This window comes from Methylobacterium oryzae (genome assembly GCF_021398735.1).
In the GTDB taxonomy this organism is placed as follows: Bacteria; Pseudomonadota; Alphaproteobacteria; order Rhizobiales; family Beijerinckiaceae; genus Methylobacterium.
The window spans coordinates 5259199-5284624 of the sequence record NZ_CP090349.1; the positions used below are offsets into that span (position 1 = coordinate 5259199).

Sequence of the window (25426 nt, forward strand, 5' to 3'; positions counted from 1 at the left end):
ACACGGAATGAATGAGGCCAATGCAGATGAAGGCCTTATCTCCGGCACTAGAGGGAGATATTACTATGTCCTATCGCAAATCTATGGCTGCGGCTCTCGTGCTCACCACAATCCTCGGTGGAACCGCCTACGCGGCGGAGCAGGCCGCCCAGACCAACGGCACGCAGATCAGCGCGAGCCAGGCGGCGGTCGACAAGGATGTCGGCAAGCTCTCGAAGGACGGCGCACAGGGCTTCAGGGATCTTCAGCTCACCCGCCTCGCGATCTTCGAGGCCAATCCCGGCCAGGCCAAGGACATGATCGCCAAGGCGCAGGCCGCCTTCGCCAAGGCCAAGACCGACGACGCGGTCTTCACCAAGGCCGAGGCCGACCTCAAGTCGCCGGCCGACATGGCCGCCCACAAGGCGACTGCGCCGAGCGCCAAGGCCGACACTAAGGCCGATACCAAGACGGCCTCCAAGGAGCAGGTGGCCTGGGTCCCGGTCGACGCGCAGCTGACCCTCGGCGACGACTTCGTGGCCACGCCCGCCAAGGCCTCCGCGGTGACCGAGGCGAACAAGAACCTCGCTCAGGGCGACCAGAAGGGGGCCCTGGAGAAGCTCAAGCTCGCCCATGTCGACGTCAACTTCACCATGGCGGTCCTGCCCCTGAACAAGACCATCACCGACGTCGATCAGGCCGCGACGCTGATCAATCAGGGCAAGTATTACGAGGCCAACGCCGCCCTGAAGTCGGCCCAGGACAACATGCGCTTCGACGTGATCGACGCGATCGCGGTGCCCCAGAAGGCGGCCGCCGCGACGGCCGACAAGGGCGCGCCGCAGGCCACCGGCACGACGGCGGGTGCCAAGACCAGCAAGTGACCGAACGCCGACGACGGCCGCGCCTGACGGATCTCGGGCGCGGCCCGGTCGGCGCACAGGAGGGAGGGTCGCGTGCGGCGATTCTGGATCTCGACCATCCTGGGACTCGAACTGCTCCTCGGCGGGACCCTGGCGGCCTCCGCCCGGACGGCGGGGGTTCCGGACTTCAACATCCGGGCGATCTGCGCGCCGGAGCACCGGGCGGGATCGACCGCCGTCGACCGGGCGAGCTACCGCGGCTGCCTGTCCGACGAGGCCGCCGCCCGGCGCACCCTGATCAAGCGCTGGGCGACGTTCGACGTGGCGGAGCGCCGGACCTGCGCGACGGAGAGCCAGATCGGCGGAGCGCCGTCCTACGTGGCGATGCTGACCTGCGTGCAGCTCGGAAGCGACGCCCTGCCGATCAACCCGTCGGGCCAGCCCTGAGACGAGACCATCCGCGCGACGGATCGCACGCCCGTGATCCGCGCATGAGGAACCGGCGGCATCGCCAAGACGTCCTGCAATATCGATTGAGTGGAGGAGGCATCATGTTCAAGACTACGGCGCGCGCTGCTCTTTGCCTGGCCTGTCTCTGGTCGGTCACGCCGGCCCTGGCGGCCCCGAAGGAGATGCCTCAGGGCAAGCGTGACGAGATGTCGATGAAGGACACCAAGCACGAAGTGGTGATGCAACGGAAGGAGAATAAGGAAGCCAACAAGAACGTCGACAGCCTCATCACGAACCGCAAGTGAGCGCGCGCGCCGACGACTGATCGATCGTACGTCCGAGAGGGGTGCCGGACGCGGCGCCCCTCTCCCGGCGGTCCCGGGCCCGGCCCGGGGCCGTAAGCGCGCGTCGCCCCGTCACCGTGGGACCCGCGCAGTCTCCGCGTGGTCGGGGACCGGACAATGGCTTAGGAACGGGGTCCGGGCGCGCGACGCCGCCGCAGGAGCCACCGCCATGCCGGGTCGGACACCGCCGTGACGGCCTACAGCCTGCGCGCCCGGCTGCTCGCGCTCTGGGTCCTGCTGGTCGCCTCCGCGGCCGCCACCGCCTACCTGATGCTCGGCGTCTACGATCAGTCGACGGGCGTCCAGGTGGCGCAGGCCGATCTCGCGGTCGGGCGGGCCTGCCGCGAGATCATCGACCGGTACGCCGCTCTGGTCCGAGCCCGCGGCCCGAGGATCGCGGAGGCCGATCTCGTCGGCACCGTGTCGGCCGCGCTGACGCGCTTCCCGGGGATCGAGGGCGGGATCTGGAGCACCGCGCGCGGGTCGGTGGCTTACGCCTATCCGACCTACGAGGGATCCGGGCCGAAGACCGACTTTCCGGCGGCCGAGCGCGACGCCATCGCGGCGCTGAACGCGCAGGCTCTGCGGGTCGACCACGCGGCCTCGGAGCGGCGGCCGAGCCGGACCCAGGTTCTCATGCTCCAGGCCTGCCCGCTGCACGGGCCGGAGGCCGGCCTGACCGCGTGGTCGATGACGCGCGCGCACGTGAACGACGGCCCCACCTACACGCGCTTCCTCGCGGGCCTGGGCTTCCTCGCCGCCACGGTACTCGGATCGGCCGCGTTCCTGAGCTGGTTCCTGTACGGGTTCTCGGGGCGGATCGCCCGGCTCGAGGCCGCGCTCGCCGCGCCGCGTCCGGACGGCCAGGACCTGCCCCATCTCGACCGCACCGGCGAGCACGAGCTCGACCGGCTGGTCGACGCCCTCAACGCCGCCGGCGGGCGGCTGCGGGAGGCCCAGGCCCGGATCGTGGCGACCGAGCGCCTCGCCGCCGTCGGCCGTCTGGCGGCGAGCATCGCCCACGAGATCCGCAATCCCATCGCGGCGATGCGGCTGAAGGCCGAGAACGCCCTCGTCAGCGGTGATCCGCAGCGCGCCGCCGTCGCCCTCGAGACCGTTCTCGGCCAGATCGCCCGGGTCGACACGCTGCTGCGCGACCTCCTCAACCTGACGCAGGCGCGGCCGCTCAATCGGATGCCCACACCCGTGGCACCGCTCCTGGCCGAGTGCGCGGGCCTGCACGAGGACCTGGCGCGCGCGCGCGCGGTCCGGATCGCGGTCGAGGCCGACGGGCTGCCCGCCGCGGACCACCCGCATCTCGACCGGGCGCAGGTCGCCCGCGCCGTCGACAACCTGCTGCTGAACGCCCTGCAACACGCGCCGCCGGGCGGGCGGGTCCGCCTCGGCGCCGAGCGCGTGACGGTCGACGGCGCGCTGCGGCTGCGCCTCAGCGTCGCCGACACCGGCGGCGGGGTCGACCCGGCGATCCGCGCCAGCCTGTTCGAGCCCTTCGTCACCGGCCGGCCCGACGGGACCGGTCTGGGGCTCGCGATCGTGCGCGAGATCGCCGTAGCGCATCGGGGCGAGGCGAGGCTGGTCGAGGGCGCGCCGGAGACCACCTTTGTCCTGGATCTGCCATGGCAACCATCCTGATCGTCGACGACGACAGAGCCCTGCGCGACGGGCTCGCCGAGACGGTGACCGATCTCGGGCACACCGCGCTCCCGGTCGCCTCCGGGTCGGAGGCGCTGGCGCGGCTGGGCGAGGGTCCGGTGGCGGCGGTGCTCCTCGACCTGCGCATGCCCGGAGACCTCGACGGCATGGCCACGCTGGAACGGATCCGGGCCCTGCCGGAGCCGCCGCCCGTGACGGTCCTGACGGCCTTCGCGAGCCCGGCCAACACGATCGAGGCGATGCGCCTCGGGGCGCACGACCACCTGACCAAGCCGATCGGCCGGGCCGACCTCGCCGCCGTCCTCGACGCGATGCTGCGCGATGCCCGCTCCGATCCCGTCGGCGCTGCCCCGCCGCCGGACCACCCGGTCCTGATCGGGTCGAGCGCGGGCATGCGGAAGGTCCAGAAGACCATCGGTCTCGTCGCCGACAACGCGTCCACGATCCTGGTCCAGGGCGAGACCGGCACAGGCAAGGAGGAGGTCGCCCGGGCCCTGCACGCCTTCTCGCGGCGGCGCGCGCGGCCGTTCGTCCCGGTCAACTGCGCGGCGATCCCGGCCGAGGCTCTGGAGAGCGAGCTGTTCGGCCATGTCCGGGGCGCCTTCGCGGTCGCGACCGCCGACCGCGCGGGCGCCTTCCACGAGGCCCAGGGCGGCACCCTGTTCCTGGACGAGATCGGCGACATGCCGGCGGCGATGCAGGCGAAGATCCTGCGGGTGATCCAGGACGGCGTCGTGACCCCGCTGGGGGGCCGGCCTGCCCGGGTCGATGTCCGCCTCGTGGCGGCGACGCATCGCGACCTGCCGGCGCTCGTCGCCGCGGGCGGGTTCCGCGCCGACCTGTACTACCGTCTGAACGTCGTTCCGATCACCCTGCCGCCCCTGCGCGAGCGCCTGGCCGACATCGTGCCGCTCGCCGAGCACTTCCTGGTCCCTTCGGGCAAGCGCCTGAGCGGTGGGGCCGCCTCGCGCCTGCTCGCCTACGAGTGGCCCGGCAATGTCCGCGAGCTGCGCAACGTCGTGGAGCGCTCCGCCATGCTGGTGCGCGGCGGCGTGATCGCGGCCGAGGCCATCGATCTGCCGGCCGCGCGACTCGACCGCCGCGGCGAGGACGGCGCGGCCGACTGGCTCGCCGGCGACCTGCCCGGGGCCGTGGCTCGCCTGGAGCGGACCATGATCGCGGCCGCGCTCCGCGAGGCCGACGGCAACCGCGCCCGGGCCGCCCGCCGGCTCGGCATCCAGCGGCAGCTCCTCTACGCCAAGATCGAGCGCTACGGCCTCGGCGCGCCGGGCACCGATCTGTCGGAAGAGACGACAGACGCTGTCGGGAATTCCGACGCTTCGGCCGGCACCGACACGGCCTGAGGCCCGTGCGGGCCGGAGAACCGTTCACATCCCGCATGAGGCCCGCGCCGCGCGGGAACCGATGGCGCGCGCGGGCGTCGAGCCCCGCATGCGACGGTACGGCTTGGATCGGGGCCGCGCCGTCCGTCGGTCGGGGGATCGCGGCAGGATGAACAGCATCGAGACGGGCGCCCGCGGCGCCGGCGGCCGGACACCCTCGGCCAAGGCCCTGCGCGGCCTCGACGCGCTCAACTTCTTCCTCGCCGACGTGCGCGACGGCCTCGGCCCCTACCTCGCCATCTACCTGATCGCCGTGCGCGGCCCCGACCAGGGCTGGAACGAGGCCACGACCGGCCTCGTGATGACCATCGCGGGCATCCTCGGCCTCGTGGCGCAGACGCCCGCCGGCGCGCTGATCGACGCCACCAACCACAAGCGCGCGGTGGTGATCGGCGGCGCCATCGCGGTGACGGCCAGCTGCCTCGTCCTGCCGTTCATCACGAACTTCTACCTCGTCACCGCCACCCAATCGATCGCCCACGTCGCCGGGACGATCTTCCCGCCGGCGCTGGCCGCGATCACGCTCGGCCTCGTCGGGCCGAAGATGTTCGCCAAGCGGATCGGCCGGAACGAGGGCTTCAACCACGCCGGCAACGCGGTCTCCGCCGCCCTGGCGGGCGGGCTCGCCTACTTCTTCGGGCCGGTGGTCGTGTTCTGGCTGATGGGCATCCTGGCGGCGCTGTCGATCGGCGCCATGCTGATGGTGCCGGCCGACGCCATCGACAACGACCTCGCCCGCGGCATGACCGAGGCGGAGGAGCAGGCGCAGGAGAAGCCCTCCGGCCTCGCCACCCTGCTACAGAACCGGGCGCTGCTGATCTTCGCGGTGCTCTGCGCGATCTTCCACCTCGCCAACGCGGCGATGCTGACCTCGGTGGGCCAGCTCCTGACGCACATCTCGGGCAAGGACCACGCGACCTCGCTGATCGCGGTCTGCATCGTGGCGGCGCAGTGCGTGATGGTGCCGGTGGCGATCTTCGTGGGCGCGAAGGCCGACGTGATCGGCCGCAAGCCGATCTTCCTCACCGCCTTCGGCATCCTGGCGCTGCGCGGCGTCCTGTACACGCTGTCGGACAACCCGTTCTGGCTGGTGGGCGTCCAGCTCCTCGACGGCATCGGGGCCGGCGTCTACGGCGCGCTGTTCCCGATCGTCGTCGCCGACCTGACCCACGGCGGCGGCCGGTTCAACGCGGCCCAGGGCGCCGTGGCGACGGCCCAGGGGATCGGCGCCTCCCTGAGCGCGACGCTGGCCGGCGTGATCATCGTGTCGGCGGGTTACTCCACCGCCTTCCTGGCGCTGGCGGCCATCGCGGCGCTCGGCTTCGTCCTCTACTTCGCGCTGATGCCAGAGACCCGCGAGGCGGTGCGCGCGGGCAGCGAGCCCGAGAGCGGCGCCGGCATGCCGCCGGCCGTGCCGGCGAGCGCCTGAGCGCCGCGATCGGATCCGGAGGCCGGGCTCAGGACGCGGCGGCCAGCTCCGGCACGACTTCGCCCGGCACGACTTCGCCTGACCCGAGTTGGCCCGGCACGGTCGCCTCCGGCGGGGCCTTCCGCGAGACGTAGTAGATGTCGACGGCGCGCCAGAACGCGCCCTGCTCCTCCGTCGAGCGGCGCGCGAGGGAGGTCTCGAGGATCGACATCGCGGCCCGCGCGGGCTCGCTCCGCTCGAGTTCCTCGAGCAGGCCGGCGAGATGCAGCATGGGATCTATCTCCGAGCGGACAGCAACCTCCATCAACGCCCGAGCTTGCGTAACGATCCGTCGCGCCCTGCACGTCGGCGCCCTGCATGATCCTTGCCTCGGGCCGGGGCACGGCTACCATCCCCGCGTCGAGTCCGACTCGCTCTCCCGTCAACCATCGAGGATCTCCGATGTTCTCCTGCCGAAGCGGCGCGGCTCTTCCCCTGCGCGGAGCGGTCTTCGCCCTGGCCCTGGCCAGCGGATTCGGCGCGGCGCCCCTCGTCGCGCGCGAGATGCCCGAGGCCGGCACGGCCGCCGCGGCGAAGAAGCCGAACGTCGTGATCCTCGCCACCGGCGGGACGATCGCGGGCGCCGGCGCCGACGCCGCCAACAGCGCCACCTACACGGCCGCCAAGGTGCCGGTCGACAAGCTGATCGCCGCCGTGCCGCAGGTGAACACCATCGCCAACGTCCGCGGCGAGCAGGTCTTCCAGATCGCCTCCGAGAGCTTCACCGACGCCCAGCTGGTCCAGCTCGGCAAGCGCGTGTCCCAGCTCCTGAAGCAGGACGACGTCGACGGAATCGTCGTCACGCACGGGACCGACACGCTGGAGGAGACCGCGTTCTTCCTCGACCTCGTGGTGAAGAGCGACAAGCCGATCGTGGTGGTCGGCTCGATGCGGCCGGGCACGGCGATCTCGGCCGACGGCGCCCTCAACCTGCTCGACGCCGTCACGGTCGCCGCCAGCAAGGAGGCGATCGGCCAGGGCGTCACCGTGACGATGAACGACTACATCCAGTGCGGCCGCGACGTGAACAAGCGGACCAACATCGTGCCCAGCGCCTTCTACAGCCAGTGGGGGCCGCTCGGCATGGTGGTCGAGGGCAAGACCTACTTCTTCCGCTCGCTCACGAAGCGGCACAACATGAGCTCCGAGTTCGACATCGACCAGATCGACAGCCTGCCGCTGGTCGGCATCGTCTACGGCTCGGGTAACATGATCCCGGGCGTCTACGACGCCGAGCTCCAGGCCGGCGCCAAGGCGATCGTCAATGCCGGCACCGGCAACGGCTCAGTGCCCGGCTACCTCGTCGACAAGCTCAAGGACATCCGCTCCAAGGGCGCCATCGTGATCCGCTCGTCGCGGGTGCCGGACGGTTTCGTGCTGCGCAACGCTGAGCAGCCCGACGACAAGTACGACTGGGTGGTCGCCCACGACCTCAATCCCGCCAAGGCCAAGATCCTCGCCGCCGTGGCGCTCACCAAGACCAACGACACCAAGGAGCTGCAGCGCATTTTCTGGGAGTATTGAGGCCAGGGACGTGCTGGGTCTCTGAGGTTCGACCCCATCCTGCAGCATGCCTCGAACGAGCGCTTCGAGGCGTGGCGACGTCGGGCGTCCGGGCAAAGGCGGGCGGTCACCGTCTTTGCGGGCGCGGCGAAGCACTCCAGGGTCGCGCTGCCCTGGGTCACTTCGCTCCGCTCGTGATGACGATGCGGGCGGCATCGGTCGAACGCGACAGCGACCGCGGCCTCGGACTTGGGGTTTCCTGAGCCGGCGGGCAGACCTCATGTCAGCGTCGGCGCCCGCCCCGGGTTACATCCCGCGGCGCACTCCTTAGATACCGGCCACCGACGCGGGCGCGCGGCCGATCCCGACTCGCGGCCTCGGCCGCGCGCCCGTCGGCACCGAGCCTGGAGGAACGAGCATGACCGAGCTTCATCCCGAGGTCGCGGCGGTCACCGAGCGCGTCGTGGCGCGCTCCCGCGAGACCCGGCGCGCCTATCTCGACCTGATCGCCCGCGAGCGCGAGGCGGGGGTCCGGCGCGGGAAGCTCGCCTGCGGCAACCTCGCCCACGGCTTCGCGGCCTCCGGCGAGGACAAGGCGGCGATCCGCGACGAGCGGACGGTGATGAACATCGGCATCGTCACCGCCTACAACGACATGCTCTCGGCCCATCAGCCGTACGGGCGCTACCCGGAGCAGATCAAGCTGTTCGCCCGAGAGCGCGGCGCCACCGCGCAGGTCGCGGGCGGCACGCCGGCCATGTGCGACGGCGTCACGCAGGGGCAGAGCGGCATGGAGCTGTCGCTGTTCTCCCGGGACACGATCGCGCTCTCCACCGCGGTCGCGCTGAGCCACGGCATGTTCGACGGCGCGGCGCTGCTCGGCATCTGCGACAAGATCGTGCCGGGCCTGCTGATCGGGGCGCTCCGCTTCGGCCACCTGCCGACGATCCTGATCCCGGCCGGGCCCATGCCGTCGGGCCTCGCCAACAAGGAGAAGCAGCGGATCCGCCAGCTCTACGCCGAGGGCAAGGTCGGCCGGGCGGAGCTGCTCGAATCCGAGTCCGCCTCCTACCACGCGGCCGGGACCTGCACGTTCTACGGCACGGCCAACTCCAACCAGATGATGATGGACATGATGGGCCTGCACATGCCGGGCTCGTCCTTCATCAACCCCGGCACCAAGCTGCGCCAGGCCGTGACCCGGGCGGCGATCCACCGGCTCACCGAGATCGGCGGCGCCGGCAACGACTACCGGCCGCTGGGCCTCTGCGTCGACGAGAAGGCGATCGTCAACGCCGCGGTCGGCCTGCTCGCGACGGGCGGATCCACCAACCACGCGATCCACCTGCCGGCCATCGCGCGCGCGGCCGGCATCGTCATCGACTGGGAGGACATCGACCGCCTGTCCAGCGCCGTGCCGCTGATCGCCCGCGTCTACCCGAACGGCGCCGGCGACGTGAACCACTTCCACGCCGCGGGCGGCATGAGCTTCGTGATGGCGGCCCTGCTCGACGCGGGCCTCCTGCACGACGACATCCTGACCGTGTCGGGCCAGACGCTGCGCGACCACGCCCGCGACCCGAAGCTCGACGGCGAAGAGCTGGTCTTCGAGGACGCCGTGCCGGAGAGCCTGGACGACACGATGCTGCGCCGGCCCGGCAACCCGTTCCAGCCCGACGGCGGCATGCGGCTCGTGAAGGGCAATCTCGGCCGGGCGACGTTCAAGACCAGCGCCGTCGAGGAGCATCGCCGCACCATCGAGGCCCCGGCCCGGGTCTTCTCCGACCAGGACGAGGTGCTGAAGGCGTTCAAGGCCGGTGAGCTGGAGCGCGACGTCGTGGTCGTGGTCCGGTTCCAGGGCCCGAAGGCGAACGGCATGCCGGAGCTCCACAAGCTCACGCCGCCGCTCGGCGTGCTGCAGGACCGCGGCCACAAGGTCGCCCTGGTGACGGACGGGCGGATGTCGGGCGCGTCCGGCAAGGTGCCGGCCGCCATCCACCTGAGCCCCGAGGCGCTCGGCGGCGGCCCGATCGGGCGGATCCGCGACGGCGACATCGTCCGCCTCAGCGCGGCCGACGGGCTGCTGGAGGTGCTGGTCGACGAGGCAGAGCTTGCCACCCGCCCCGAGGCCGAGGCGCCGGAGCCCGCGCAGGGCACCGGGCGGGAGCTGTTCGCGTTCATGCGTCACGGGGCCGACACGGCGGAGCGGGGCGCCTCCGCGATGCTCGCCGCCGCCGGCCTCTGAAAGCGAGAGGGAGTTGCCGACCATGAACGATCTGACCAGCATCGACGCGCTGATGCGCTCCGTGCCCGTCATTCCGGTCCTGGTGATCGACGACGCGGCGCAGGCGCGGCCCATCGCCGAGGCCCTGGTGAAGGGCGGCCTGACCGCCCTGGAGGTCACCCTGCGGACCCCGGCCGCCCTCGACGTCATCCGGGAGATGACCCGGGTCGAGGGCGCGGTGGTGGGCGCCGGGACGGTGCTCAACCCGCGCGATCTCGAGAAGGCCCTGGCGGCGGGGGCCGAGTTCATCGTCTCGCCGGGCCTCACCGAGCCGCTGACCGACGCCGCCAAGGCCAACGGCGTGCCCTACCTGCCCGGCGTCGCGACGGCGGCCGACATCATGCGCGGCCTCGACCACGGGCTCGACCGGTTCAAGTTCTTCCCGGCGGAGGCCGCGGGCGGGATCAAGGCGCTGAAGGCGCACGCGGCGGTGTTCGGCGCGGTGCGGTTCTGCCCGACGGGCGGGATCACCGAGCTGAGCGCCCCGGACTGGCTGTCGATCCCGTCCGTGCTCTGCGTCGGCGGCAGCTGGGTGGTGAAGCCCGGCACGCCGGATCCGGCGGCGATCGAGCGGGCGGCCCGGGCCGCCGCGGGGTTGCGCAAGGCGTAAGCCTCACGACCGACGTCCTTGCGAGCGGAGCGAAGCAATCCAGGGTCGCGCCACATCTCCAGGATGTCGCGCGACCCTGGGTCACTTCGCTGCGCTCGTGATGACGGAGAGGGCGCGGCCCCGCCCGCAGAGAGGTGGGAGCTGTTGCAGCCCCTCACTCCGCCGGCAGCGGCTGCCTCTGCACCCGCGGGACGAAGACACCGCTTTCCGGCTCGAGCGCGATGCGCCGGTCGTGGAAGGCGTCCAGCGTCGAGCGGTGGCCGATCGACACGATCGTCGTGCCGGGGAGCTGCTCGCGCAGCATCCGGTAGAGGGCGGCCTCGGAGGGCTCGTCGAGGGAGGCCGTCGCCTCGTCGAGGAACAGCCATTCGGGCTTGGCCAGCAGCGCGCGGGCGATGGCGAGCCGCTGCTGCTCGCCACCCGACAGCCGCCGCTCCCAGGTGTCGCTCTCGTCGAGATGGTCGACGAGGTGGGGGAGCTGCGCGGCCGTCAGGGCGTCCCGGATCGCCGCGTCCGAGAACTGGTCGGTGGTGTTCGGGTAGACAACGGCGCCGCGCAGGGTCCCCTGCGGAATGTAGGGCCGCTGCGGCAGCAGCAGGGCCGACTGCCCGGCGGGCACGTCGACCCGGCCCTTGCCGAACGGCCAGATCCCCGCGATCGCCCGGAACAGGGTCGACTTGCCGGAGCCGGAGGGACCCGTGACCAGGGTCGCGCCGCCGCGCGGCAGGGTTAGCGCGTCGGCGGTGACGATCGGCTTCCCGTTCGGCAGGGCGAGGACGAGGCCGCGCGCGGTGACGTCGCCGGTGCTCTCGTTCCCCTGGACGAGGCCGTAGCCCGCCGCCTCCAGCGCCTCGGCCTTCGTCATGGCCCTTCGGAACGAGCCGAGACGGATGGTATTGGCCTTGTAGGCGGCCAGCGTCGTGTACGAGTCCACGAAGAACGACAGCGAGCTCTGCACCTGGCTGAACGCCTGGGACGTCTGCTGGAGCGCGCCCAGCGTGATCTTCTTGGCGAAGAAGGACGGGGCCGCCAGCACCATCGGGAAGATGACGCTCGCCTGCCGGTAGCTGAACGTGAAGGCGATCAGCTTGATGCGGCGGAAGATGATCCCGACGTAGTTGTCGATCACGCTGTGGAACAGGCTCGAGAGCCGCGAGGCTTCCGCCCGCTCGCCGCGCAGCAGGGCGATCTGCTCGGAGTAGATGCGGTTCCGGGCCAGCGCGAAGCGGAAATTCGCCTCGACCTGCTCCTGCCGGAAGTCCAGCCCGATGAGCGGCCGGCCGATCAGGTGGGTGAGCCACGTGCCGACCACCGCGTAGGCGATCACCAGCCAGACCAGGAAGCCCGGGATCACCGTGTCGGTGAACGGCACGACGAAGTCGCGCGACAGGGTCCAGAGGATCACGATGAACGACACGAGCTGCGCGGCCTGGCTGAGGAGCCGGATCGACAGCGTCGTGGTCTGCACGATGAAGCTGTTGACGTCGGCCTGGATGCGCTGGTCCGGGTTGTCCGCTTCCTCGTCGGTGAACGGGATCCGGTAATGCGTGCCGTTGCCGAGCCAGCGCTCGTACAGGCTGTGGGTCAGCCACGTGCGCCAGCGGATGAGCAGCGAGGAATCGACGAACAGGTCGAACATGCCGATGGCGATGTTCAGCGTGGCCAGCGGCACGAACACCCAGAGCAGCTGGTACCAGAACGCGTTCGCGTCGTATTCCTGGAGCGAGTTGTAGATGTCGCGGTAGAAGAAGTTGAACCGCAGCGTCAGCGCCACGTCGGCGAAGTTCACGAAGATCGACAGCGCCACGAGGTTGCGGCCGATCCGGCCCTCGGTGGTGCCGAACCAGCGGAACAGGCCGATCTCCTTGGTCGGCTTGTCGCGATTGGCGAAGTACGGGTCGGCGATGTTGGTGATCGCGCGGATCGGCTCGAGATGCGAGATGCCGAGCACGATGGCGGCGAAGACCACCGCGCCGGTGGCGGCGAAGGCCGGCGGGAGCAGCGCGGCGATCACCGGCGGCAGCAGTCCCATGGCGGCGATCGTCTTCGATCCGGCGAGCAGCAGGTAGCCGACGCCGTAGACCGAGACGAAGACCTTCAGGTAGGCCGAGATGCCGTTCGCGGCGATCAGGATGCCCGCCATGGCGAAGCCGGCGAGGGAGACGTAGAGCGGCGGGCTCGGGATTCCGGGAAACGCCAGCAGGATCAGCGCGGCCAGGGCCGTGAGCACGGCCTGGATGCCCAGTCCGGTCCTGAGTGCTGCCACCGTCGATCCCCCATCCGTGCGCGCCCGCCCGGGGCGCCGCCGGCGGCCTTGGCCCCGGCAGATGGCCAGATAGTGGCACTCGGCCCGCGCTGTCGCGTGAAACTTTGGTCACGTTCCGGCGGTGCGGCGATTTACGCGGGCACCGCGGCTACCAGTTCCACTCCTCGAAGCCGGGCTCGCGGCAATGGTAGCCGATCGGGCATTGCGGGTTGTCGCGCGTCGGGGCGAAGCGCAGCTCGGCGATCTCCGCGCCGCTGCACTGGCCGGGATTGCTGACGAACCGCTCCGGCGCCGCCCCGGCGGCGATGATCACGTCGCCCTCGTTCTTCACCAGGGCCATCGCCTCGGAGCAGGTCATGCGGGCCGTCATCGAGCCGCGCGGCGGCCGCGACTGCGCACGGGCCTCGACCCCGGCCGCGACGGCGGCGAGGTGGGCGAACAGCAGAGCGAGGGCCAACGGCCTCATCGGTTACGGGTTCCGGTACACACCCGGGAAGAAAGCCCGCGGGTCTGGCGCCATCCTGCACAAGCGGGCCGCCCGAGACTGTCACCGGAATGCGCCACCGGGCCGCTTTCGCCGTCGGACCGCCGCAATCGGCGGATTAGGAGATTCCGGGATCGCCGGAAGCAGCAGTAGATTTGTGGTCGTGGACGCCTGCGCGGGCGGCCCCGGCACGACGGCTGGACCGGCCCCCCGGCACGCGTCTCCGGCGCCCCGCGTGCCGGCCGACCGGCGCCGGAGCCAAGGGACCCAGCGATGTCCGCTCTCTCGATCCTCGACATCTCCGCCGTGCGCGCCGCGCCCGTCTCCCGCGAGCCCTACGCCTACACGCTCGGCAGCAACGTCCTGAATCCCGACGCGATCGACGACATCCGGCGCGACTTCCCGGACATCGCCAAGCCCGGCTACCTCACGGTCGACGAGATCACCCTGAAGGGCCGGTTCAAGGCGCTGATCGACGAGCTGGAGAGCGACGCCTTCTCGAAGATCCTCGGCGAGAAGTTCGGCATCGACCTCGTCTCCTGCCCGCGCCTGACGACCATCATGCGCCGCAGCCAGCTGAAATACGGCTCGATCCACACCGACGGCCCGTCGAAGGTGCTCACCCTGCTCGTCTACATGAACGACGCCTGGGACGCCCCGGCGGCCGGCCGCCTGCGGGTGCTCTACGACGGCCGCAACTACGAGCCCTTCGCGGTGGAGGTCCCGCCGACCATGGGCACGATGTTCGCGTTCCTGCGGGCGGACAATTCCTGGCACGGCCACGAGCCCTTCGAGGGCGAGCGGCGCGTGGTCCAGGTGGCGTGGCTCAGGGACGCGTCGGAGCTGGAGCGCAAGCGCAAGCGCAACCGCACGGCGCAGTTCCTGAAGGGCATCTTCGGCCGCTGAGCGGACGAGAGGGGGGCAGACCATGGGGGCGGTCGTTCTGGCGGATCCGGGCGACGGGGCGCGTTCCGGCTCCTGGCGTCGCTTCGCCTTGCCGACCCTCCTCGTCCTCGGCTGGGTGGGCCTCTTCGCCTACAGCGCCGCCTACCTCACCGAGGACCTGCCGTTCCGCCCGTCCCCGCCGGAAGCGAGCCCGTCCGCGGCGAGGTCCGCCGCGCCGCGCCCCGCGCGCCGCGTCGTGATGCTCGACGAGCCCGACCCGCTCACCGCCCCGGCCGAGCCGCCCGGCCAGACCGCCATGGCGGCCTCGCCGGCGCCGGCGGCCCCGCAGAGTGCCGCGGCGCCGCCCGCGACCACGGCGAATGCCCGCCCCGCCCCGGGCGCCGCTCCGGCCGCCGCCGTGCCCGCCGCCGAGTATGTCGGTGTCTGGGGCCCGACGCCCGAGGCCTGCGGAGCGCGCTCGCGCCGCCGCGGCTACATCCCGGCCACGATCACGCAGGACCGCGCCCGCGCGGGCCGCACGCTGTGCCTGTTCCACGACGTGCGGCGAAGCGGCGGCGCCTGGGTCACGGCCGCCGAGTGCAGCGATCGCGGCCGCCACTGGTCGTCGCAGGTCCGCCTGCAGGTGGATGGCGAGCACCTGACCTGGTCGAGCAGCCGCGGGACCTCGACCTATATCCGCTGCGGCCGCCGCGCCGGCTGAGCGGCGCCGTCACGCCGCCGGATCCGCTCCCTGCCCCTCGGCCGCGCGCAGGACGATCCGCGCCGCGGCCCGGCTCGGCGTGTCCGCCGCGGCGAGCCGCATCCGCCCGTCGATGCGGCCGAGGGCGGCGAGCTGGACGTCGCGCTCGGCACCGCCGGCCAGGAGCGGCCGCAGGGCGCCGGCGAGGCGCTCCGGGGTGCAGTCGGCCTGGACGAATTCCGGCATCGCGTTCTCGGCGAGGATCAGGTTCGGCAGCACGATGCTCGGGACCTGGATCAGCCGGCGGGCGATGAACTCCTCCGCCCGCGAGACCTTGTAGGCGACGACCATCGGGACGCCCGCGAGCGCCAGCTCCAGCGTGACCGTGCCGGAGGCGGCGAGCGCCGCCCGGGCCTCCCGGAAGGCCGCGTATTTCGGCGCCTCGCCGGTGACGATGCGGACCGGCACCGGCCACCCGGCCGACAGCCGCTCGATCAGGGCCCTGTGCCGGGTCACGGCGGGCAGCACCGCCTCGACCGCCAGGCCCTCGGCGACGCGGGCCAGCGCCGCACCGAAGACCGGCATCAGCCGCTCGATCTCGGACCGGCGGGAGCCCGGCAGGACCACGAGGCTGTAGGGAACGGCCTCGCGCCGCCCCCGCTCGGCCGCGCCGGGCCGCAGTTCCGGGAGGCGCTCGATCAGCGGATGCCCGACATAGGTGCAGGGGGGACCGCCGAGCCGCAGATGCGCGTCGGGCTCGAAGGGGAGCAGGGCCAGCACGTGGTCGATGAACGGCCGCATGCCCTTCGCCCGCCACGGCCGCCACGCCCACACGCTCGGGGACACGTAGTCGATGATCGGGATGCCGGGGGCCGCCCTGCGCACGCGCCGCGCCACCGCGTGGGTGAAGCCCGGGCTGTCGATGATCACCAGCACGTCGGGCCGCGCGCGGATCGTCGCCTCGACGGTCTCGCGGATGCGGCGGAGCAGGGTCCGCGCGCGGGCGAGGACCGGCAGGTAGCCCATCACCGCCACGTCATCGAGGGGGAACAGGGACGCGAACCCCGCCTCCGCCATGGCCTCGCCGCCGACGCCGCCGAAGACGGTGTCGGGCGCGGCCTCGCGCAGGGCGCGCATCAGCTTGGCGCCGAGCTGGTCGCCGGAATCCTCGCCGGCCACGAGCCAGATCGTGCGGGGCCGGCCGGTCACGGCGCGCCCCCGTACCCGACCACGAACAGGCCGAGGCGGTCGGCCTCCGCGGCCGTCGCCGCCCGGTCGATGACCAGGGTCCCGCCGGCCTCCAGGGCGAGCCCGGCGCAGCCCGCCCGGGCCGCGTTGCGCACGGTGCGGGCGCCGACGGCCGGGAGATCGATGCGGCGGTCCTGGCCGACCTTCGGGGCCTTCACCAGCACGGTCGCGGGCATCGCCCGGCCGAACCCGAAGGGGCGCCGCCCCAGGGCCCGGGCCCGGGCCAGCATGCGGTCCGTGCCCTCCGGCCCCTCCACGGCGAGGATCCGGTCGCCGGCCAGGACGACCGCCTGCCCCAGATCGTAGGGCGAGAGGGCGTCGAGGACGCCGCGCCCGGTGCGGATCGAGGCGGCCGCCTCCGCGTCCGGGGCCCGGCGCCCGAGCGGGCCGTCCGGGCAGAGCAGGTCCGGCGCGGCCTCGTGGACGCCGACGACCCGGTGGCCCGCCTCCTCGACCAGCGTGACCGCCGCCCGCAGCAGGCGGTCGTCCCCGCCGCCGGCGATCGCCAGCAGGGCCTCGCGGTTGCGCAGGGCGGCGCCCGCGTTGAGGATCGCGGCCGGGCTCGGGCGGGAGACGCCGCCCGCCGGCACCACGGTCGCCGGCCCCCAGAGCCGCAGCAGCTTCAGGGTGGCCGCGAGATCGAGGAGGTCGACCGTGGCGTCGGCGCCGGCGCGCAGGGCCGGGCCGGTGAAGCCGCGCAGCGCGATCACCCGGAAGGGCCGGCGCGCCCGGCGGAGCGACTCGGCGACGAGCTCCGGCAGGCGCCCCGCCCCCGCGATCAGGACCAGGGCCCCCTCGGGGGCGGGATCGGCCTCGGTCACGGCCCGGCCGCTCAGGCGGCGCTGATCGGGGTCGGGACCTCGCGCGGCGTGCAGATCGAGCGCTTGCCGCCGAGGCGGATGAAGTCGAGGATCTCGGCGACCGCCGCGTGGGACTCGAAGGTCGCGGCCACGTCCTCCACCCGCTCCATCAGCGTGCCCTCGGGGGCGAAGAGCAGGCGGTAGGCGCGCCGCAGCGCGTGGATGTCCTCGCGGGCGAAGCCGCGGCGCTGCAGCCCGATGATGTTGAGCCCCGACAGGTAGGCCCGGTTGCCGAGCACCATGCCGTAGGGGATGCAGTCGTTCTCCAGGCCCGACAGGCCGCCCACGAAGGCGTGCGCGCCGACCCGCGCGAACTGGATCACGGCGGCGCCGCCGCCCAGGATCGCGTAGTCGCCGACGCTGCAATGGCCCGCCAGCATGACGTTGTTGGAGAAGATCACGTGGGCGCCGACCCGGCAATCGTGGCCGACATGCGAGTTGGCCAGGAAGGTGCAGTGGTCGCCGACCACGGTCTCCAGGCCGCCGCCGCTGGTGCCCGGGTTCATGGTGACGCCCTCGCGGATCAGGCAGTCGGCGCCGATCGTCAGGGTCGAGGCCTCGCCCCGGTATTTCAGGTCCTGCGGCTGGTGGCCGATGGACGCGAAGGGGAAGATCCGGGTGCGGGGGCCGATCGCGGTGCGGCCCGCCAGGACCACGTGGCTGATGAGTTCGCAGTCCGCGCCGAGCACGACCTCGGGCCCGACATGGCAGAAGGGGCCGATCCGCGCCCCGTCGCTGATGCGGGCGCCGGTCTCGATCACCGCGCTCGGGTGGATGACGGGGGCGGTCACTCCGTCACCAGCATGGCACTGATCTCGGCCTCCGCGACCAGCGTGCCGTCGACCCGGGCCTCGCCGCGGAACCACCACATGGTCCGGCGCTGGTTCAGCTTCGTCATATGGAAGCGCACTTGGTCGCCGGGGGTGACGGGCTTGCGGAACTTGCACTTGTCGATGGTCATGAAGAACACCTGCTTGGTGTTCCGCCCGTCCGCCCGGATGTGGCGGCAGCAGATCGCCCCCGCCGTCTGCGCCATACCCTCGATCAGGAGCACGCCCGGGAAGACCGGCATGTCGGGGAAGTGGCCCATGAACTGCGGCTCGTTGGCCGTGACGTTCTTGATGCCGACGCAGGATTCGTCCCGGTCGATCTCGACGATGCGGTCGACCATCAGGAACGGGTAGCGGTGCGGCAGCAGCTCCAGCAGCGTCTGGATATCGGCTATGCCCAGCTCGCTGCCGGTCTCGCGCGCCGCCTCACTCATCGAAATCCGCACCTCGACTTGCCGCCATCGGCGGCCCGCAATCCGGCCGCCACCGGGGCGCCGACCGCCCTATTCGGAAGAAATCGCCGGAAGCGCAAGGCCTTCCCGGTCAGGCGTCGTCTCCGGCGGGCTCCTTGCCCGAGCGTTCCGCGAGCCGCGCGAGCGTCGTCAGCTCGCGGAACCAAGCCCGCACCGGCTTGGCGGGCGTCCCGCCCCAGCGGCTGCCCGGCGGCACGTCGCGGTTGACGTTGGACGAGCCGGCGATCTGCGCGCCGCGACCGATGCGCAGGTGGCCGACGACGCCGACCTGCCCGCCGAGGACGACGTAATCCTCCAGCGTGGTCGAGCCCGAGATGCCGACCCCCGACACGATGACGCAGTGGCGCCCGATCACGACGTTGTGGGCGATCTGCACGAGGTTGTCGATCTTGGTGCCCTCCCCGATCACCGTGTCGCGCGAGGCGCCCCGGTCGACCGTGGTGTTGGCACCGATCTCGACGTCGTCCTGCACGATGACCCGCCCGACTTGCGGCACCTTGAGGTGGGTGGCGCCCATGGCGAAGCCGAACCCGTCCTGTCCGAGCCGGGCCCCCGGATGCAGGATCACCCGGTTGCCGAGGAGGGCGTGGCTGAGGGTCGTGCCCGCGCCGATCGCGCAGTCGCGCCCGATCCGGACCCCCGGCCCGATGACGGCGTTCGGCCCGATCACCGTGCCGGCGCCGATCTCGGCTCCCGGCCCGATCACCGCGCCGGGATCGACCGTGACCCCGTCCTCGAGCCGGGCCTCGGGATGGACGTGGGCGCCGGAGGCGACGCCGCGGACCGCGAACTGGGAACCGGGACGCAACGCGTCCGGGTGCAGGCGGCCGAGCAGGGCCGCGTAGGCGCGGTAGGGATCGCGGCTGACGAGGGCGACGGTTCCGGCGGGGCAGCGCGCCGCGAAGCGGGGCGAGATGAGGCACACGCCCGCACGCGTCGCCGCGAGGGCGTCGCCGTAGCGGGCATTGTCCATGTAGGCGAGGTGGTCTGGACCGGCACTCTCCAGGGAGGCCGCGCCGCTGAACCGGCGATCCGGATCCGCTCCCTCGGGGAGGCCGAGGCCGGCGGCGGCCGCGATCTCGGCCAGGGTGAGGCCGGTGGCGGCGGTGAAGAAGACGGGATCTGTCATGTCCGACAACGCGCCGGCCGGGAGAATCCGGCCGGCGCGCGTGTTTTTTATCAGAAGCGCGAGCCGCCGGAGAAGCGGAAGGCCTGGACCTGATCCGCGCCGATATGGCCGAACTTGCCGAGGATCGGGACGAACACCTTCTGACCCTCGTCCTTGGACAGAGCGTAGGCGTAGTCGAACCGGATCGGGCCGAGCGGCGAGTTCCACAGGATGGACGCGCCGATCGAGGAGCGGATCGCCGCCGTGTCGCGGACGTTCACGCATTCCGGCTCCACGCCGATCGTGAAGGCGTTGAAGTTGCACTTCCCGGTCGTCGGCGAAATGCCGTTGATGAAGGCGTCGCCGTTCACGTTGAAGTTCCGCTGGCCGTGATAGCCGAACAGCGTGCCGGCATCGGCGAAGAGCGCGCCTTTCAGGCCCAGATCCCGCGGAACGAGGGGCAGCGGGAACTGCACTTCGAGGGTGCCGCCGACGTAGGTCGAGCCGCCGATGGCGTTCGAGCGGGCGTCGGCGATGCCGACGTCGCGCGGACCGATGCCGTTCGGCGCGAAGCCGCGGACCAGCGACGGGCCGAGGAAGAACTGGTCGGTCACCCGCAGCGGGTCGTTGTTGAGCGACGAGATGTGGCCGCCCTGGAAGCGGATGAAGCCGACCACGTCCTCGAAGATCTCCTTGTAGTACCGCGCGTCGGCGGTCACGCGGAAGAACTTGGAGTCGCCGCCCAGGCCCGCGACGTCGGGCTTCAGCTCGGCGTAGAGACCGTTGCGGGGCGCGCCGATCACGTCGAGGGTCGAGTAGGCGAGCGTCAGGCCGGCCAGCGAGGTCAGCGTGTTGCCCTGCGAGCCCTTGATGGCGATCGAGGCCTCGCCGTCATACGCGCAGTTCGGGTAGATCGACTGGCCGCCGATGTTGCGGCCGGTGTTCGGGTCGATCGTGCCCGCCGCGTAGGTGGCGGTGTAGCCGGGGATCGGGATCGAGCAGTCGTTGTACGGCCGCTTGAGGGTGTTCGGCACCTTCAGCTCGGTGTTGTACAGCGAGTAGCGCAGCGTGATGCCGAACTCCTCGGTGATCGGCAGGCCGAGGCGCAGCTGACCGCCGTACACCGTGGTCTCGTAGCGCGAGTACCGGGTCAGGTCGGAGTACTTGTAGAAGGCATCGAAGCCCGCCGCGAGGCGGTAGCCGAGGAAGTACGGCTCGGTGAACGAGAAGTCGACGCCGCGCGAATACTGGCCGCCCGTACCGGCGAGCCGGACGTACTGGCCACGACCGAGGAAGTTCGACTCGGAGACCGAGACCTCGCCGATGATGCCGTCCTGGGTGGAGTAGCCGCCCGCCACCGAGAACGAGCCCGTGGGCTGATCCTCGACATCGATGTTGATGACCACCCGGTCCGGGGCCGAGCCCGGCTCGTTCGAGAAGCGGACCTTCTTGAAGAAGCCTAGGCCGTTCAGGCGCCGCTCGGCGCGGTCGGTCAGCACGCGGTTGTAGGCATCGCCCTCCGCGATATCGAGCTCGCGGCGGATGACGTAGTCGCGGGTGCGGGTGTTGCCGCGGATGTTGATGCGCTCGACGTAGACGTGCGGGCCGTCCTCGACCACGAAGCCCAGGGAGACTTGGTGGCTCGCCGGGTCGCGCTGGCCGGTCGGGCGGACCTGCGCGAACGGGTAGCCGGCGCGGTTGACCTGGCGGGTGACGTTGTTGAGCGTCTTCTCGACGTCGTCGGCGTTGTAGACGTCGCCCACGGAGGTGGCGATGTCGCTGTCGAGCTTCGCGGTGTCGAGGCCCGGCAGGCGGGAATCCACCTGGACGGCGCCGACCCGATACTGCTCGCCCTCGCTCACCGTGATGGTGATGACGTAGCCGGACTTGTCGCCCTCGACGTAGCGCGCGTCGGCGCTGACCACCTGGAAGTCGGCGTAGCCGTTCTTCAGGTAGTAGCGGCGGACTTGGTCGAGGTCGTTGGTGATGCGGTCGGGATCGTAGACGTCGGAGGTCTTGATGAACGACAGGAAGTTCATCTCCGAGGAGCTCATCAGCCCCTTCAGCGTCCGCTCCGAGTAGGCGTTGTTGCCGACGAAGTTGATCGAGAGGATACCGGTCTTGTCGCCCTCGTCGATCTGGTAGATCACGTCGACGCGGCCGTTGGGCAGGTCGACGGTCCGGTAGGTCACCTTGGCGGTGCCGCGGCCGAAGCGCTTGTAGACGTCGCGGATGCGCGCGAGGTCGGCGTTGATGATCGCCTCGCTGTAGGGCCCGCGCGACTTGGCCTCGACCACCCCTTCCAGGGTGGCCTTCTCGATCTTCTTGTTGCCCTCGAAGACCACGCGGTTGATCAGGTTGTTCTCGCGGACGGTCACCACCGTGCGGCCACCCGACTGGGCGACCTTCACGTCGGAGAACATCCCGCTCGCGAGCAGGTTGCGGCGGGCCTCCTCGGCGGAGCCGGACGCCGTCCCGGTCACGTAGGACCGGATCGTGTCGGCATCGACGCGCTGGTTGCCCTGGACGACGATCTGCTGCGCCTGGGCAGCCCCGCTCAGGACGACACCCAGACCGGCAGTGACTAGGACGATGGTTTTCCGCACCGACTTACGTCGGGGCTTCCCCGTCAACGACATCATGCAATCGCCCGTTTCTGTTCTGGTCGCGGGGGTTAGCCCGTCACGGGCGACCGTTGATCGGCCGTCCCGTCACCTGGTCCAAGCGTGGCTTCGGTCCAAGCGTAGCTCTTAGCGGGATTCCCCTGCCAAGCAAACGCGCGGGAGGCCATCGTCAGGGGATTTTGGGGGGTCGTGGCCTTCGCGCCACTTAACGGTGCGGTCAGCTTACGGGCAAACCGCGGATCATGGTGAACGCGCCGTAAACGCCTGAGCGACCGGCCCTTTTTCGCGCCGCTCACGGTCGCGTGAACGTCCCGTTAACCCCGTTTCGACGCTTCGGCGGGGCGTCATCCGGGCGGTGTCCGGGCGAGATCGCGGCGGGATTGGGGCAGTGTTTCCGGTGGAGATCCGGCGGCGATCCTCGGATCCCCGCCGGCCCCGGATCAGGTGTTCCGCCAGGAGGCGCCGAGGTTGAGGATGTCGTTCCAGGCGGCGAACAGCATCAGCATCAGCACGAGGGCGAGGCCGATGCGGAAGCCGATCTCCTGGGCCCGCTCGCTCAGCGGGCGGCCGCGCACCACCTCGAAGGCGTAGAACAGCAGGTGGCCGCCATCGAGCAGTGGCACCGGGAACAGGTTGAGCAAGCCGATCGAGACGGAGAGCAGGGCGATCAGCCCGACCAGGCCGCCGACGCCGCCGGTCTTGGCGACCTCGCCGGAGACGCGGGCGATGCCGATCGGACCCGAGAGCTGGTCGGCGGATTCCCGCCCGGTCACGAGCTTGCCGAGATACGAGAAGGTGCGCTCGACGACGAAGTAGGTCTCCTTCACGCCGAGATTGAGCGAGTCGAGCGCCCCGTACTGCACCAGTCGCGCCTCGGAGCCCGCGGGCGAGCGGATGCCGAGCCGGCCGATCCGGTGGCGGCCGAACGGCGTCTTCTCCTCGAAGGTGGCCGGCGTCGCCTGGATGGTGATGGGCTGGTCGTTGCGCTCCACCGTGAAGGTCAGCGGCGTCCCGGCGCTGCCGGTCACCGTGCGGTACATGGCGTTGAAGTCGCCGATCTTCTCGCCGTCGATCGCGGTGATCACGTCGCCGGGCTGGAAGCCGGCCTGGGCGGCGACGCTGTTCGGCTCCACCGACGAGACCCGGGCGGGCAGCTCGTAGCGGCCGCCGAGCCAGATGGCGCCCGCGAAGAGCAGGATCGCCAGGATGAAGTTGGCCACCGGGCCCGCGGCGACGATCGCGGCGCGCTTGGACACGGGCTGGGTCGGGAAGCTGATCGCCCGCTCGTGCGGGCTCATCCGGGCGACCGCTTCGGGATCGGGCATGCTGGCGCCGTTCACGTCGCCGTGGAACTTCACGTAGCCGCCGAGCGGGATCGCGCAGACCTTCCAGCGGGTGCCGCGCCGGTCGTTGAACCCGAACAGCTCGGGACCGAAGCCGAGCGAGAAGGCGTGCACGCCGACCCCGCACCAGCGCCCGACCAGGAAGTGGCCCATCTCGTGTACGAACACCACGACGGTGAGCACGAACAGGAACGGGATCACGGCGCCGAAGAAACCGCCGGCGGTTCCGCCCATCGCGTTGAGGAAGTCCATAAGCCGTATCCTGGCCGTCTCGGCGCCGGCTTCTCGGGCCGGCCATCCGCCCTGTCTAGCAGATCGGCGGTGCCGACCGCCAACGCAATCCTGCGGCCCGGCCGCGGAAGGTCGCACGCGCCGTCCGATTCCGCACCGGCCGATCGCGCGGGGTCGGTCCCGCCCGTCGGGGACCGCCCGTCAGTGGCCGCCGCCCCCGCCCGCGCCGGCATTCGGCCGCCGGATCATGGGGACCGCGCAGGCCATCGCGAGGAACAGGACGGTGAGGGACAGGAACACGTCCTCGAAGGCCATGACGAGCCCCTGGATCCGCACCGTGTTGGTCATCGCCTTCAGCGCCATGTCGGAGGCGGCGCTGCCGTAGGCGTCGAAGCCGCGCTGCATCGCGTCGAGCCGCTCCAGCGCGGCCGTGTTCGCCCAGGTGAAGCGCTCGTGCAGCCGGGCGAGGTGCAGGTCCCAGCGGTCGTTGAGGATCGTGTTGATCAGCGCGAGCCCGACCGCGCCGCCGAGGTTGCGGGTCAGGTTGAACAGCCCCGACGCGTTCTTCATCCGCGCCGGCGGCAGCGTGCCCAGCGCGATGTTGTTGATCGGGATCATGCACAGCATCAGCGAGCAGCCGCGCAGGATCTGCGGCACGAGCAGCTCGTAGAAGTCCCAGTCCTTGGTGAGCCCGGTGACGATCCACGTGCCGCAGGCGAAGCCGACGAAGCCGATCCCCATCATGATCCGGGGATCGACCTTGCCCGAGAGCCGGCCGGCGATCGGCGCGGTGGCGAACATGCACAGGCCGGAGACGAACATCGTCTCGCCGATCATCAGCGCCGAGTAGCCGCGCACCCGGGCGAGGTAGACCGGGTAGATGTAGGTCAGCCCGTAGAGGCCGATGCCCAGCACGAAGCTCGCCACGCAGCCGCTGGCGAAGTTCCGGTCCGAGAAGGCCCTGAGATCGACGATCGGCTGCTTCGCCGTGAACACCCGCCAGAAGAACAGCAGCGCCGACGTCCCGCAGACGACCGCGCAGGCGAAGACCGCCTCGTCCTGCAGCCAGTCGTGGTTGGGCCCCTCCTCCAGCACGTATTCGAGGCAGCCGAGGAAGCCGGCCATGAAGGCGAGTCCGGCCCAGTCGAACGACCGGATCAGGCCGTAATTGGGCTCGTCGAAATCGACTAGGATCCAGGTCGAGACCGTCACGAAGATGCCCGGCACGACGTTGATCAGGAACAGCCAGTGCCAGGACATCAAGTCGGTCAGGTAGCCGCCCACCGTCGGCCCGATCGTCGGCGCCAGCGTCGCCACGAGGCCGATCATCGGCGAGACGATGGTCCGCTTCGAGGGCGGGAAGATCGTGAAGGCCGCGGCGAAGACGGTCGGGATCATGCCGCCGCCGATGAAGCCCTGGAGCGCCCGCCAGACGATCATCTCGCCGATCGACGAGGAGGTGGCGCACATCAGGCTCATCAGGGTGAAGCCGCCCGCCGAGATGGCGAACATCCAGCGCGTCGAGAGCACCCGCGACAGGGTGCCGGAGAGCGGGATCGAGATGACCTCGGCGATCAGGTAGCTGGTCTGGACCCAGGGGATCTCGTCGCCGGAGGCCGAGAGGCCGGCCTGGATCTCGTTCAGGGAGGCCGAGACGATCTGGATGTCCAGGATCGCCATGAACATGCCGAAGACCATGCAGACGAACGCCACCATGCGGCGGCGGTCGAGGGGCGGCTCGGCGGCGCGGATCGGCGCGCCGGGCGCGAGGGCGGCACTGGCGGCCATCGCCGGTC

Annotated in this window: 22 protein-coding genes; 11 read left to right on the forward strand and 11 right to left on the reverse strand. The window is 71.3% G+C overall.

Going from position 1 to position 25426, the window contains the following annotated elements:
• The first annotated feature begins 83 nt into the window (after positions 1 to 83).
• From LXM90_RS25125 to LXM90_RS25150, 6 genes are all read left to right on the forward strand, one after another.
• Positions 84 to 863, forward strand: coding sequence for a YfdX family protein (locus LXM90_RS25125; protein WP_020093003.1), 780 nt, complete (start codon positions 84 to 86; stop codon positions 861 to 863).
• Positions 864 to 935: 72 nt separating this feature from the next.
• A complete protein-coding gene (locus LXM90_RS25130; RefSeq protein ID WP_020093002.1) occupies positions 936 to 1289 on the forward strand; it encodes a hypothetical protein in 354 nt (117 codons plus the stop codon).
• A gap of 104 nt (positions 1290 to 1393) precedes the next feature.
• Positions 1394 to 1597 carry a hypothetical protein gene (locus tag LXM90_RS25135; protein WP_020093001.1) on the forward strand — a complete coding sequence of 68 codons (204 nt, stop codon included), beginning with the start codon at positions 1394 to 1396 and terminating at the stop codon, positions 1595 to 1597.
• Between the two features lie 228 nt (positions 1598 to 1825).
• On the forward strand, positions 1826 to 3289 hold the full coding sequence (locus tag LXM90_RS25140) for a sensor histidine kinase (protein ID WP_020093000.1): 1464 nt from the start codon (positions 1826 to 1828) through the stop codon (positions 3287 to 3289).
• The gene (locus LXM90_RS25145; RefSeq protein ID WP_234081193.1) at positions 3274 to 4674 is read left to right on the forward strand and encodes a sigma-54-dependent transcriptional regulator; all 1401 of its coding nucleotides are present in this window, start codon (positions 3274 to 3276) and stop codon (positions 4672 to 4674) included. Before LXM90_RS25140 ends, LXM90_RS25145 begins: the two co-directional genes overlap by 16 nt.
• 148 nt (positions 4675 to 4822) lie before the next feature.
• Positions 4823 to 6142, forward strand: a complete 1320-nt coding sequence (locus LXM90_RS25150) for an MFS transporter (protein ID WP_020092998.1) — start codon at positions 4823 to 4825, stop codon at positions 6140 to 6142.
• A gap of 28 nt (positions 6143 to 6170) precedes the next feature.
• On the opposite strand, the gene LXM90_RS25155 is transcribed toward LXM90_RS25150, so the two are convergent.
• On the reverse strand, positions 6171 to 6413 hold the full coding sequence (locus tag LXM90_RS25155) for a hypothetical protein (RefSeq protein WP_020092997.1): 243 nt from the start codon (positions 6411 to 6413) through the stop codon (positions 6171 to 6173).
• Positions 6414 to 6583: 170 nt separating this feature from the next.
• Between LXM90_RS25155 and LXM90_RS25160 the strand changes: the two genes are divergently transcribed.
• The 3 genes from LXM90_RS25160 (at position 6584) to eda (ending at position 10578) form a co-directional block, all read left to right on the forward strand.
• Positions 6584 to 7705, forward strand: a complete 1122-nt coding sequence (locus LXM90_RS25160) for an asparaginase (RefSeq protein ID WP_020092996.1) — start codon at positions 6584 to 6586, stop codon at positions 7703 to 7705.
• Between the two features lie 397 nt (positions 7706 to 8102).
• Positions 8103 to 9929, forward strand: a complete 1827-nt coding sequence (edd, locus tag LXM90_RS25165) for a phosphogluconate dehydratase (protein WP_020092995.1) — start codon at positions 8103 to 8105, stop codon at positions 9927 to 9929.
• A 22-nt stretch (positions 9930 to 9951) separates the two neighbouring features.
• Positions 9952 to 10578, forward strand: a complete 627-nt coding sequence (gene eda / locus LXM90_RS25170; RefSeq protein WP_020092994.1) for a bifunctional 4-hydroxy-2-oxoglutarate aldolase/2-dehydro-3-deoxy-phosphogluconate aldolase — start codon at positions 9952 to 9954, stop codon at positions 10576 to 10578.
• 154 nt (positions 10579 to 10732) lie between these two features.
• Here eda and LXM90_RS25175 read toward each other — a convergent pair whose 3' ends face one another.
• Complete coding sequence (locus LXM90_RS25175) at positions 10733 to 12844, reverse strand: ABC transporter ATP-binding protein/permease (protein ID WP_026604903.1); 2112 nt, start codon at positions 12842 to 12844, stop codon at positions 10733 to 10735.
• A 148-nt stretch (positions 12845 to 12992) separates the two neighbouring features.
• Positions 12993 to 13310 (reverse strand): hypothetical protein, encoded by a 318-nt coding sequence (locus LXM90_RS25180; RefSeq protein WP_026604902.1) that lies wholly within the window; start codon positions 13308 to 13310, stop codon positions 12993 to 12995.
• A gap of 291 nt (positions 13311 to 13601) precedes the next feature.
• Here LXM90_RS25180 and LXM90_RS25185 point away from each other — a divergent pair, with 291 nt between their 5' ends.
• Together LXM90_RS25185 and LXM90_RS25190 are read left to right on the forward strand one after the other, a co-directional pair.
• Entirely contained in the window at positions 13602 to 14234 is a 633-nt protein-coding gene (locus LXM90_RS25185) for a 2OG-Fe(II) oxygenase (RefSeq protein ID WP_020092991.1), read from the forward strand.
• Positions 14235 to 14256: 22 nt separating this feature from the next.
• Positions 14257 to 14934, forward strand: a complete 678-nt coding sequence (locus LXM90_RS25190) for a hypothetical protein (protein ID WP_026604901.1) — start codon at positions 14257 to 14259, stop codon at positions 14932 to 14934.
• Positions 14935 to 14943: 9 nt separating this feature from the next.
• Here LXM90_RS25190 and lpxB read toward each other — a convergent pair whose 3' ends face one another.
• From lpxB to LXM90_RS25230, 8 genes are all read right to left on the reverse strand, one after another.
• Positions 14944 to 16122: a lipid-A-disaccharide synthase gene (gene lpxB, locus LXM90_RS25195; protein ID WP_026604900.1), complete on the reverse strand. Its 1179-nt coding sequence runs from the start codon at positions 16120 to 16122 to the stop codon at positions 14944 to 14946.
• Positions 16119 to 16982, reverse strand: coding sequence for an LpxI family protein (locus LXM90_RS25200; RefSeq protein WP_020092989.1), 864 nt, complete (start codon positions 16980 to 16982; stop codon positions 16119 to 16121). Before LXM90_RS25200 ends, lpxB begins: the two co-directional genes overlap by 4 nt.
• A gap of 11 nt (positions 16983 to 16993) precedes the next feature.
• On the reverse strand, positions 16994 to 17812 hold the full coding sequence (gene lpxA / locus LXM90_RS25205; protein ID WP_020092988.1) for an acyl-ACP--UDP-N-acetylglucosamine O-acyltransferase: 819 nt from the start codon (positions 17810 to 17812) through the stop codon (positions 16994 to 16996).
• Positions 17809 to 18285, reverse strand: coding sequence for a 3-hydroxyacyl-ACP dehydratase FabZ (fabZ, locus tag LXM90_RS25210; protein WP_020092987.1), 477 nt, complete (start codon positions 18283 to 18285; stop codon positions 17809 to 17811). The genes lpxA and fabZ overlap by 4 nt, the downstream gene beginning before the upstream one ends.
• Before the next feature lie 109 nt (positions 18286 to 18394).
• On the reverse strand, positions 18395 to 19453 hold the full coding sequence (lpxD, locus tag LXM90_RS25215) for a UDP-3-O-(3-hydroxymyristoyl)glucosamine N-acyltransferase (protein WP_020092986.1): 1059 nt from the start codon (positions 19451 to 19453) through the stop codon (positions 18395 to 18397).
• A gap of 50 nt (positions 19454 to 19503) precedes the next feature.
• A complete protein-coding gene (gene bamA, locus LXM90_RS25220) occupies positions 19504 to 22074 on the reverse strand; it encodes an outer membrane protein assembly factor BamA (protein ID WP_026604899.1) in 2571 nt (856 codons plus the stop codon).
• A 422-nt stretch (positions 22075 to 22496) separates the two neighbouring features.
• The gene (locus tag LXM90_RS25225; protein WP_020092984.1) at positions 22497 to 23651 is read right to left on the reverse strand and encodes a M50 family metallopeptidase; all 1155 of its coding nucleotides are present in this window, start codon (positions 23649 to 23651) and stop codon (positions 22497 to 22499) included.
• Positions 23652 to 23831: 180 nt separating this feature from the next.
• A complete protein-coding gene (locus tag LXM90_RS25230) occupies positions 23832 to 25418 on the reverse strand; it encodes a DHA2 family efflux MFS transporter permease subunit (protein ID WP_020092983.1) in 1587 nt (528 codons plus the stop codon).
• Positions 25419 to 25426: the final 8 nt, after the last annotated feature.